Annotated in this window: 12 protein-coding genes; 4 read left to right on the forward strand and 8 right to left on the reverse strand. The window is 67.4% G+C overall.

Going from position 1 to position 9779, the window contains the following annotated elements; genetic code table 11:
• Nucleotides 1-11: 11 nt before the first annotated feature.
• The gene (locus QZ588_RS18195; protein WP_366929600.1) at nt 12-131 is read left to right on the forward strand and encodes a DUF3400 domain-containing protein; all 120 of its coding nucleotides are present in this window, start codon (nt 12-14) and stop codon (nt 129-131) included.
• Nucleotides 132-135: 4 nt separating this feature from the next.
• Complete coding sequence (locus QZ588_RS16850) at nt 136-759, forward strand: Uma2 family endonuclease (protein ID WP_295544136.1); 624 nt, start codon at nt 136-138, stop codon at nt 757-759.
• Here QZ588_RS16850 and QZ588_RS16855 read toward each other — a convergent pair.
• The 6 genes from QZ588_RS16855 to ruvB all read right to left on the reverse strand — a co-directional run bounded on the left by QZ588_RS16855 (nt 645) and on the right by ruvB (nt 5923).
• The gene (locus QZ588_RS16855) at nt 645-986 is read right to left on the reverse strand and encodes a HepT-like ribonuclease domain-containing protein (protein WP_366929599.1); all 342 of its coding nucleotides are present in this window, start codon (nt 984-986) and stop codon (nt 645-647) included. The genes QZ588_RS16850 and QZ588_RS16855 overlap by 115 nt on opposite strands.
• Nucleotides 987-1096: 110 nt before the next feature.
• A complete protein-coding gene (locus tag QZ588_RS16860; RefSeq protein WP_295544138.1) occupies nt 1097-1876 on the reverse strand; it encodes a dienelactone hydrolase family protein in 780 nt (259 codons plus the stop codon).
• 95 nt (nt 1877-1971) lie between these two features.
• Complete coding sequence (locus QZ588_RS16865; RefSeq protein WP_295544139.1) at nt 1972-2481, reverse strand: heme-binding protein; 510 nt, start codon at nt 2479-2481, stop codon at nt 1972-1974.
• Between the two features lie 166 nt (nt 2482-2647).
• Nucleotides 2648-3613, reverse strand: a complete 966-nt coding sequence (locus tag QZ588_RS16870) for a glutathione S-transferase family protein (RefSeq protein ID WP_295544140.1) — start codon at nt 3611-3613, stop codon at nt 2648-2650.
• 29 nt (nt 3614-3642) lie between these two features.
• The gene (locus tag QZ588_RS16875; protein ID WP_295544141.1) at nt 3643-4689 is read right to left on the reverse strand and encodes a thioredoxin fold domain-containing protein; all 1047 of its coding nucleotides are present in this window, start codon (nt 4687-4689) and stop codon (nt 3643-3645) included.
• Between the two features lie 184 nt (nt 4690-4873).
• Nucleotides 4874-5923: a Holliday junction branch migration DNA helicase RuvB gene (gene ruvB / locus QZ588_RS16880; RefSeq protein WP_295544143.1), complete on the reverse strand. Its 1050-nt coding sequence runs from the start codon at nt 5921-5923 to the stop codon at nt 4874-4876.
• Nucleotides 5924-6353: 430 nt separating this feature from the next.
• Between ruvB and QZ588_RS16885 the strand changes: the two genes are divergently transcribed.
• The gene (locus QZ588_RS16885) at nt 6354-7901 is read left to right on the forward strand and encodes an ATP-binding protein (RefSeq protein ID WP_295544145.1); all 1548 of its coding nucleotides are present in this window, start codon (nt 6354-6356) and stop codon (nt 7899-7901) included.
• A 50-nt stretch (nt 7902-7951) separates the two neighbouring features.
• On the opposite strand, the gene QZ588_RS16890 is transcribed toward QZ588_RS16885, so the two are convergent.
• Entirely contained in the window at nt 7952-8620 is a 669-nt protein-coding gene (locus QZ588_RS16890) for a DUF2293 domain-containing protein (protein ID WP_295544147.1), read from the reverse strand.
• A 328-nt stretch (nt 8621-8948) separates the two neighbouring features.
• On the opposite strand from QZ588_RS16890, the gene QZ588_RS16895 reads away from it, so the two are divergent.
• A complete protein-coding gene (locus QZ588_RS16895; RefSeq protein WP_295544148.1) occupies nt 8949-9287 on the forward strand; it encodes a DUF433 domain-containing protein in 339 nt (112 codons plus the stop codon).
• A gap of 79 nt (nt 9288-9366) precedes the next feature.
• On the opposite strand, the gene QZ588_RS16900 is transcribed toward QZ588_RS16895, so the two are convergent.
• Nucleotides 9367-9621, reverse strand: coding sequence for a hypothetical protein (locus QZ588_RS16900; protein ID WP_295544149.1), 255 nt, complete (start codon nt 9619-9621; stop codon nt 9367-9369).
• Between the last annotated feature and the right edge of the window lie 158 nt (nt 9622-9779).

Below are 9779 nucleotides of genomic sequence, written 5' to 3' on the forward strand. Positions count from 1 at the left end.
TCGTCGTTGAGATGGCCAAGCACCTGCTCGGCGAGGGCTGGCAGCAGCGGTTCATGGAGCGGGTGAAGGCGGGGGGGTCGAGAAGGTCTTGCTCTGAACGCTTGACCCGTCAGGGGCGCGGCGTAGGATAACCGGATGATCCAGCTGACAGCCGCAACAGCGTCGGCACTCCCAGGCCGCATCGACCTCGCCATTCCGCCGGCCATGCGCTTGGACGACGACCTGTTGTTCGCGTTCTGCGCCGCCAACCGTGATCTGCGCATCGAGCGCAACGCCGATGGAGATCTGGAGATCATGCCCCCGACCGGCGCCGAGACCGGTCACCGCAACGCCGAGCTGGCGCTGGATTTCGGGATTTGGGCGCGGCAGGACGGCCGCGGGGTCGTTTTCGACTCGTCCACCGGCTTCCTGCTGCCGAACGGCGCCATGCGCTCGCCCGACCTCGCCTGGGTCCTGCGCGAGCGACTGGCCCAGCTCAGCGCGGAGCAGAAGCGCAAGTTCCTGCCCCTGGTGCCGGACCTCGTCGTCGAGCTGGCCTCCCCCAACGACGCCCCCGACGACCTGCACGCCAAGCTGCGGGAGTGGCGCGACAACGGCGCGCAGCTCGGCTGGCTGATCCTCCCGGACCAGCGCGAAGTCTGGCGTTACACGCCGGATGCGGAGCCCGAGCGGCTCGATGAGCCCGACTCCCTCGGCGACCCTGAGCTGTTGCCGGGCCTCACGCTGCCGATGACGGGCCTCTGGTCACCCGCGCTGTAAACTCGCCGGAGCAGCCTGTCGGTGTAACGCAGACAGCGTACCTGCAGCTGCTGGTCGGCATGAACGGCGCTATTGCGAAAGCCGACCAGGCGTTTCAGCGTGTCGGCCAGCTGTGCATCGATCCAGCCGGCCCGATGCAGCAATTGGAAGACATCACGCGCGCGTTGCGGCACGCCCAGGGCTTCCCGTCGAATCAAATGGTGGCCCATGTCTTCGCCTTGGGCCATCGGTCAGTCGCCGCCGCTGTGGGCATGCGGTGCGGGCGCGCCCTGAGAGGGGTCGCACCGCGCAGCGGTGCGACGAGATGGCCACGCTGTCGCAGACCGCCCGGGCGGCGTCAATCCGCAAACAGCTCGTCGAAGAAGGCCTGCATGCGCGCCCAGGAGCGAGCGTCGGCCTGGGCATCGTATTGCAGGTTCTCGATGCCGTAATCGCCGGCGTCCGGATTGGTGAAGCCGTGGCGGGCGCCGCCGTAGATATCCATCTCCCAGTTGGCGCCGGCCTCTTCCAGCTTGTTCTGGAAGTTGGTCACCACCGCCGGGTCGATGAAGCTGTCGGCCTGGCCGTGCAGCACCAGGATCTCGGGCTCGATCCTGCCCCAAACCTCTTCGGGGGCCGCCGGCAGGGAGCCGTGGAAGCTCACGACGCCGTGCACGTCGGCACCGCCATAGGCCATCTGCATGACGGTGCCGCCGCCGAAGCAGTAGCCGATGGCGGCGGTCTTGTCCGCGTCCACGTACTCGCTGGCCTTGAGCTGCTCAAGCCCGAGCCCGGCGCGCTGGCGCCACAGCTCCACGTCCGCGGTGATGAACTGCATCCACTCCTGCGCCTGGCTCGGCTGGTCCGTCACCTTGTCGTTGCCGTACATGTCGGCGGCAAAGGCGACATAGCCCAGCTCGGCGAGCATCCGGGCGCGCTTCTTGGCGTAGTCGTTCAGGCCCCACCACTCGTGGATGACGAGCACGCCGGGGCGCTTGCCCTCGATGCTGTCGTCCCAGTACAGGTGGCCGGTGAGGGGCACGTCCTCATCCATGTACTCGACGGCCTTGGTCTGCACCTCGGCGACGGACACGCCGGCGGTGCACAGGAGCAGGAAGCAGGGCAGAAGCATGCGCATGGCTTGGAACCTCTCGCTGGATTGATGCGGTTCAGTCAGGTGATCGGCGCGTCGCCCGGGCGGGCGCCGGGCGATGGTCTCTGGCCAGGCTGGGCTCAGAACGCCATTTCAAGATCGTCCTGCACCGCGTCCACACCGGCCTGCGCGCACTCCTCGTCCGTCTCGCCGGCCGGTGCACCGCTGACGCCGACGCCGCCGATGAGCGAGCCGCCGCTGGTGACCGTCACACCGCCGGCGGACATGACCAGGAAGTCCTGCCGGCCCACGGCCGTGTCGGCGCGCTCGGCGAGCGCCGAGGTGTTGGCATTGAAGTTCACCGCCGTGTAGGCCTTCTTGTAGCTGATGGGCACCGTGATGGGCGCGGCGATGGTGTCGCGCAGCTGTACCTGCACCACACCGTCCCGGTCCACCACCGTGACGCCGATCTGGATGCCCTTCTCGCGGCAGGCGTCCACCGTGGCCTGGGCGATCTTCTGAGCCGTGTCCAGAGACAGTCGCTTCACAGAGACGGTCATCGGGTCCTCGGCCAGCGCCGGGGCGGCAGCGGCGGTGAGCAGCGCGGCGGTGAGCGCGGTCGCGGTACGGGTGCGGTGCGAGTGGAACATGCGGAGACTCCTCAGCAGGCGGTTTCGTCGAATGGGGGCTCAAAGTGGAGCCGGTGCGGCGTGCCTTACGGCCCGCCGCGCCGGAGTCTGCAAGATGGGCACTATTCCGCGTCGGCAAAGGGGCAACTGCGCGGCTGGCGCTGCTGCTCCGAGGCGCCGCAGCACCTCAGTGCGCGGGCGCGTTGCCTCCAGAACCGCCCACGGCCTCGCGGCCATGCGGCGCCATGAAGTCCAGCGCCGGGTCCTTCGGCACGATGCCGTTGGGATTGATTGAGGGGTGACTGCCGTAGTAGTGCCGCTTGATGTGATCCATGCTCACTGTCTCCGCAATGCCCGGCACCTGATACAGCTCGCGGGTGTAGGCCCAGAGGTGTGGATAGTCCACCAGGCGCTTGAGGTTGCACTTGAAATGGCCATGGTAGACGGGGTCGAAGCGCACCAGGGTGGTGAACAGGCGCCAGTCCGCCTCGGTGACGCGCCCGCCCACCAGCCAGCGCTGCCGCGAGAGCCTGGCCTCCAGCTGATCCAGGGCGGCGAAGAGGCGGTCGAATGCAGTCTCGTAGGCCGCTTGCGTCGTCGCGAAGCCGGTGCGATAAACGCCGTTGTTGATGTCTTCGTAGACCAGCGCGTTGATGGCGTCGATCTCGGCGCGGAGCGCAGCCGGATACAGGTCCACATCGGCGCGCCCAAAGGCGTCGAAGGCGCTGTTCAGCATGCGGATGATCTCCGCCGACTCGTTGTTGACGATGGTCTGGCGCTGGGTGTCGTAGAGCACCGGCACCGTGACCACGCCGTCGAAATCCGGCGCGCAGTGGGTGTAGAGCTGGTGCAGCTTCCCGAAGCCGTGCACCTGGTCTGGTGTCGACCCCGGGTAGTCGCCGAAGACCCAGCTCTCCGGCGGCATGAGCGGGTGCACCACGGAGACGCCGATGAGGTCCTCGAGCCCCTTCAGCTTGCGCACGATCAGCGCGCGATGTGCCCAGGGGCAGGCATAGGAGACATACAGGTGATAACGCCCGGGCTCCGCCCGGAAGCCGCCCTCGCCGGAGGGGCCTGGGCTGCCGTCCGGCGTCACCCAGTGGCGAAAGCCGGACTCCCAGCGCACGAATTCGCCCTGGCTGTTGGTCTTCATGACGATCCTCCTTTGCTCAGGGGGCTGTCTCAGCGCATCAGATCGTAGTCGATGCCCCGGGCGTGCAGGGCGTCGGTGCGATGCTGGAGCCAGCGCTGGAAGTTCGGCTGGTGCTCATACGCGCCGGTGGCGACATAGTCGAACAGGCCGTGGATGTGGAAGGCCTTGAGGTAGCCGTCGGTGCGGAAGACCTCGTTGCCCCCGGTGTCGAAGAACACCAGGCTTGGGGTGTAATTGATGCCCAGCTCGGCGGCCCAGTCGCGGATGGCGAGCTCGCGTCCGTCCGGAGTCTGGATGCTGTCGGTTGAGTAGGTGTCCACCACGGCGGCGTCCAGGTTGGTGAGCGCCAGGGCCACCGGGTCCCGGCGCAGGATATCCTGGTGCAGCTCGTCGCAGGCGGCGCAGACGGGCTGCTCGAACATCACCACCAGCGGGCGGGGCGATTGGGCGCGGTTGTCAGCGAGCCTGAATGGCGGCTCGAGGAACCCGGGCTCCTGGTGCAGCTTGCCGGAGGCCGCCGTCGCGTCCTGGCGCTGGTAGAAGTCGCGGAAGGACTCGCCATCGCGCTCGCGTTTCAGGGCGACGTACTGGAGACCGGCGTTGAACTGGTGCGGCGGATAGTAGCCGTCGATGCGCAGCACCGTGCTCGCATCCTCGTCCAGGAGCAGGATGGTGGGGGTGTATTGGACGCCGAGCGCCGCGGCGAACGCCTTCTCCGTGGTGGCGCTGCCGTCGGTGCCCGTCACCTCACGGTCACCCCAGATGTTGATGGCGATGACGTCGAAGCCGTCCTGGGCGGTTTGGCTGATCTCCTGGTCGGCGAAGTTCTCCCGCAGCAGCTTCTCGCAGTACGGGCAGCCGTCCTGATAGAAGTAGAGCATGACGCGCTTGCCGGCGTCGGCGGCCTCGGCGACGTCCTCGCGGATGTCGAGGAAGGAATTCTTGAACCAGTCGGGCTTCGAGTGGTAACCCGGGTTCTGCAGGTCGGACAGGACCTCGGCATCGCTCGCGGCCAGCACCGGTTGCAGGGCAAGGGGCGCCGCGAGCAGCAGCAGGTATGCAGTCAGCCTCGTCATTGGTGGTCACCGTCGTTGTCGTTGTGGTGACCAGATGGTGGGGGAGTCGGCGCCCAGGTCAACGCGGATTGCCGTTGTCTGCATCCGGAACTGCGCCCAGGCGATGGGTCCAGGCGGTGGGTCCAGGCGATGGGCCCAGGCGATGGGCCCAGCCGATGGGCCCAGCCGATCAGCGCAGCGGCGCTCAGCCCGGCGGCTGCTCGAAGAGGTCCTGAATCGGCGCGCCGTCCCGCCGTGGCTGCGCCAGACCGAAATGCCGATAGGCACTCTGCGTGGCCATGCGCCCCCGGGGTGTGCGCACCAGATAGCCCTGCTGGATCAGAAAGGGCTCCAGCACGTCCTCGATGGTGCCGCGCTCCTCGCCAATGGCCGCGGCCAGGCTCTCCACGCCCACCGGTCCGCCGGCGAACTTCTCGATGACGGCCTGGAGCAGGCGGCGATCCATGTGGTCGAAGCCGAGGCCGTCCACCTTGAGCATACCCAGCGCCTGGTCGGCCACGTCCCGGGTAATGCGCCCGCCCGCCTTCACCTGCGCGAAGTCCCGCACGCGGCGCAGCAGCCGGTTGGCGATGCGCGGCGTGCCACGGGAGCGCCGGGCGATCTCCGCGGCGCCGTCCGGCTCGGCGTGGATGGCGAGGATCTGCGCCGAGCGCTGCACGATGCTGGTCAGGTCCTCCGCGCTGTAGTACTCCAGGCGCTGGACGATGCCGAAGCGGTCCCGCAGCGGCGAGGTCAGCAGCCCGGCACGGGTGGTGGCGCCCACCAGTGTGAAGGGCGGCAGGTCCAGCTTGATGGAGCGCGCGGCGGGGCCCTCGCCGATCATGATGTCGAGCTGGAAGTCCTCCATGGCCGGGTAGAGGATCTCCTCGACCACGGGGCTCAGCCGATGGATCTCGTCGACGAAGAGCACGTCGCCCGATTCCAGGTTGGTGAGCAGCGCGGCGAGGTCGCCGGGCTTCTCCAGCACCGGCCCCGAGGTCTGGCGCAGGCTCACCTGCATCTCGTGCGCAATGATGTGCGAGAGCGTCGTCTTGCCGAGCCCGGGCGGGCCGAAGATGAGGGTGTGGTCCAGCGCCTCGCCGCGACCGCGGGCCGCGCCGATGAAGATCTCCATCTGCTCGCACACCGCCGGCTGGCCGACATAGTCCTGGAGCCTTCGCGGGCGGATGGCGCGGTCGAGCGCGCCGTCGTCGGCGGCCTCGGCGGGGCTGATGAGGCGGTCGGGGTCGGGCATGCGTCTCTCGCGTCGATGCAGGGGCGTCAGCGGCCCGGCACACTGGGTCGGGGACCGTCCACGGATTGGACAACCACGCGTGCACCGTACGGGCGCAGTTTGTGGGTCGGACTGCCGCCTGTCCAGTCAGCCGCGTCGGTGCCGGTGTTCACTGAAGCGGCAACAATCGCTCCGCCACCACCGGATTGCCGCCCGGCAGAGGATGTCCAGCCGCACCGTCGCCCGTGTCATGCCGGGCGCGCCCGCGTCTGCCCGGCATCCGGCGAAGGCCACCCTCAGCCCTCAGCCCAGACGCCTGCAGCATGAAGCCCCATGCAAGCGCATCCACCGCAAGGGCCGTCGAACGACCGTTCATGCGACCATCGACAACCGCCTACACTTGCCCAGAACGCCATCGCACGTCCTGCGCCGCAAGCCTTCAGACTCGACCATGACCCGCCGCAAGCTCCCCATCGGCATCCAGACCTTCCGCGAGATCCGCGAGGAGGGGCATTACTACGTCGACAAGACAGGCTTCGCGCTGCGCCTCATCGAGCAGGGCAAGTACTACTTCCTGTCGCGCCCGCGGCGCTTCGGCAAGTCGCTGTTCCTGGACACGCTGGCGGAGCTGTTCGCCGGCAACGAGGCGCTGTTCCAGGGGCTTGAAGCACACGGGCACTGGGACTGGGGGCGGCGGTATCCGGTGATCCGCCTGAGCTTCGGCGGCGGCGTGCTGCGCGACCGGGCGGAGCTGGACGACAAGATCGGCGAGCTGCTGGCGGAGGCGGAGCGACAGCTCGGCGTCGCCAGCGACGCGCCGACACTGTCCGGGCGTCTCGCCCAGATCATTCGCCTGGCCCACGAGCGCCACGGCGAGCGCACCGTCGTGCTGGTGGACGAGTACGACAAGCCCATCCTGGACAACCTGGCCCGGCCGGAGGCGGCGCGCGCCATCCGCGACGGACTGCGCAATCTCTATTCCGTCATCAAGGACAGCGATGCGCACCTGCGCTTCGGGTTCCTCACCGGGGTGTCGAAGTTCAGCAAGGTAAGCCTGTTCTCCGGGCTCAATAACCTCATCGACATCACGGTCGACGCCAATTACTCAGCGATCTGCGGCTACACGGAGTCGGACCTGGAGACGGTCTTCGCACCCGAGCTGCCGGGGCTGGATCGCGACGAGATCCGCCACTGGTACAACGGCTACAACTGGACCGGCGAGGCGGTCTACAACCCCTTCGACCTCCTGCTGCTGTTCCAGCGGCGCCAGTTCCGCGCCTGGTGGTTCGAGACCGCCACGCCCACCTTTCTGGTGGATTTGCTGCTGGAGCGCCGGGTCTTTCTGCCGCGGATCGGGCAGCTGCGCAGCGATGCGGCCCTGCTGTCGAGCTTCGACGTCGGGCAGATCGCCGTCGAGGCGCTGTTGTTCCAGACGGGCTATCTCACCATCGAGCGCGAAGAGCAGCGCTTCGGCGAATACTGGTACCAGCTGCGCTACCCGAACCACGAGGTCTACCAAAGCCTCAACAGCAGCCTGCTCAAGGCCTGGACCCCCAACGGGCAGGAGATGCTCGGCAACAAAGCGCGCCTGGGCGAGCTGTTGCTGGCCAACGACTTCGCCGGCCTGGAGCAGCTGTTCACCGCCTTCTTCGCCAGCATCCCCAACGACTGGTACCGCAACAACCCCATCGCGAGCTACGAGGGCTACTACGCCAGCGTCTTCTACGCCTACTTCGCCTCGCTCGGGCTGGACCTGACGCCGGAGGAATCCAGCAACGCCGGGCGGCTCGACATGGCGCTGCGCTTCAACGGCCAGGTCTATCTGTTCGAGTTCAAGGTCGTGGAGCTGGCACCGGACGGGCGGGCGCTGGCGCAGATCAAGGACCGGGGCTATGCCGAGCGCTACCTCGACGCGGACGGGCCGATCCACCTCATCGGCGTGGAGTTCAGCCGCGAGCGGCGCAGCGTCGTTGGCTTCGCGGTGGAGACCCTGGGGTAGCCAACGCAGACAGAGCCGTCCGGCGAGGCCAAGGGCGGGAGCGCTCGCGACTACGCCGCCCAGTCGCGCAGCACAGCGTCCACCGCATCGCGGACCTGTGCCCGCGCCTCATGCCGGTCCCACCCCTGCAGCAACAAGTCGTCGTAAGGCGTCTGCGCATGGCGGATATGCGCGATCACCGCGAGCCGAACGGCGTCCTGTTCCAGGTCCTGCGCAGCCCGCGTCCGTCCCACACGGCCGCTGTACTTGCGGCAGGCGTGCTCCGCGATGGCGATCTCCCTGTCCGCCGGGCAGTGCGGGTAGAGCTCGCGGATGCGGGCGGCGAAACGGGCGACGTATGCCTGGTCCAGCTCAAGACGGCGCACCTGCGCCCGCTCACGCCGCGCCGCACGGGTCGCGGCGTCCGCCTCGCTTTCGGCTTCGGCCGTCGCCAGGGCGTCGTCCTCGACCAGGAGGCCCTGGCGCTCGTAGCGCTTGCGCGCACGGCTCCACTTGACGACCACCGCGGATAGGCGCGAGTGCTTGCGCGCGCGGCGGGTCAGCGCCGCATCGCCCCTGGGCAGGAACACCAGATGGTCGAGGTCCGCGCACGCGAGACAGAGCGCGCGATGGTCACCCTCCAGCTTGATCCAGGCATGCCGGCTCAGGTCTTCCCGGCACTCGTCGCAGCGGCTGTCGCCGCTGGTGATGAAGACGGTGAGGTCGCTGGTCCTGGGCATGGCGTACCGGAGGATGTGGACTCGGCGCCGAAACCGCATTTCGGGTCGGCAATCCTTATGAGTCTGGCACCTGACAGCCGATGCGCCAGGCGTCCGCGGTGCTCTTGTCTCCCTCAACCGACCGTCCGACGCCCTGCTGCGGGAGAGCCGGGGCGAGACCCGGCAAGCGGGCGAGGCACTGGAAGCCGAGCGCGGGCACACGACCAGACGCGCGCCGAGGCTCTGGAGGCGAAGGCCATGGGCGACGTTCGAGCAGATAGGAAACATCGTCGGCTATCATCGACGCACAACCTGCGCCTTGAGCGCTGAACACACCCGGAGAAACGGCATGACCATGGTCGTCGCGGCCGAACCACCACCCTTGGCAGCGGATGCCGCCGGGGTCTTTCGCGTGGGCAACTCCCGCGTGACGCTGGATACCGTTGTCGGCGCCTTTTGCGATGGGGCCACCGCCGAAGATATCGCCGAACAGTATCCGGCGATCTCGCTCGGCCAGGTGTACGCCGTCATCGCCTACTACCTGGCCCATACCGCCGAGGTGAACGACCATCTCCAGGCCTGTGAGCGGCGCGCGGCCGAGGTGAGGGCGGCGAACGAGCGGGTCTTCGAGCCCGCCGGGATCCATGCGCGCCTGATCGCGCGCCGGGTGGGGCAGGGTCCGGCGTGATCCGATTACTCGCCGACGAGAACCACCGCCCCTAACCCTCATGCCCCCTAACCCTTTGCTCGTTGGGCGAGTGAATCCGCTAGCCGGAGTCATTGGGTGCTTCCGTGGTGAGCTCCGCGGTGCGTTCTGCGAACTGCAGCATTGATCTGAGTGCAGCGTTTACTGCCTCAGAGTTCTGAAAAGCAGCGGCAACATCAGGGTCGAGAACCACGACGTTGGTGCTGCGCTGATACGCCTCGTAGTGCTTGCCGCGAACGGCCTTGGAAAAATCAAAATCGTACTCGGGGCGCAGATCGTCTTCGATGTCGTCAGAGTTCGTAACGCTTTCGCTCATATGCAGTTGCCTGTCGTGCGCTGATAATTCGAAACTCAGTGTCGTGTTCGGTAACTATTCAAAAATAAAGTATACGTCTTATCACGCGAATCCATCCGCATCGACGACATAGTTCCAGTCGCCCAGGAGCCGATCGTGACGAATGAACCGATCCTTGA

The organism is uncultured Thiohalocapsa sp. (assembly GCF_913062725.1).
Classification (GTDB): domain Bacteria; phylum Pseudomonadota; class Gammaproteobacteria; order Chromatiales; family Chromatiaceae; genus Thiohalocapsa.

Excerpts from the sequence above, each read along its gene's own strand:
- QZ588_RS16885 (WP_295544145.1), top strand. The coding sequence starts at position 6,354 with ATGACCCGCCGCAAGCTCCCCATCGGCATCCAGACCTTCCGCGAGATC.
- QZ588_RS16895 (WP_295544148.1), top strand. The coding sequence starts at position 8,949 with ATGACCATGGTCGTCGCGGCCGAACCACCACCCTTGGCAGCGGATGCC.
- QZ588_RS16890 (WP_295544147.1), bottom strand. The coding sequence starts at position 8,620 with ATGCCCAGGACCAGCGACCTCACCGTCTTCATCACCAGCGGCGACAGC.
- QZ588_RS16865 (WP_295544139.1), bottom strand. The coding sequence starts at position 2,481 with ATGTTCCACTCGCACCGCACCCGTACCGCGACCGCGCTCACCGCCGCG.
- QZ588_RS16855 (WP_366929599.1), bottom strand. The coding sequence starts at position 986 with ATGGCCCAAGGCGAAGACATGGGCCACCATTTGATTCGACGGGAAGCC.
- QZ588_RS16875 (WP_295544141.1), bottom strand. The coding sequence starts at position 4,689 with ATGACGAGGCTGACTGCATACCTGCTGCTGCTCGCGGCGCCCCTTGCC.
- QZ588_RS18195 (WP_366929600.1), top strand. The coding sequence starts at position 12 with ATGGCCAAGCACCTGCTCGGCGAGGGCTGGCAGCAGCGGTTCATGGAG.
- QZ588_RS16850 (WP_295544136.1), top strand. The coding sequence starts at position 136 with ATGATCCAGCTGACAGCCGCAACAGCGTCGGCACTCCCAGGCCGCATC.
- QZ588_RS16900 (WP_295544149.1), bottom strand. The coding sequence starts at position 9,621 with ATGAGCGAAAGCGTTACGAACTCTGACGACATCGAAGACGATCTGCGC.
- QZ588_RS16860 (WP_295544138.1), bottom strand. The coding sequence starts at position 1,876 with ATGCGCATGCTTCTGCCCTGCTTCCTGCTCCTGTGCACCGCCGGCGTG.
- ruvB (WP_295544143.1), bottom strand. The coding sequence starts at position 5,923 with ATGCCCGACCCCGACCGCCTCATCAGCCCCGCCGAGGCCGCCGACGAC.
- QZ588_RS16870 (WP_295544140.1), bottom strand. The coding sequence starts at position 3,613 with ATGAAGACCAACAGCCAGGGCGAATTCGTGCGCTGGGAGTCCGGCTTT.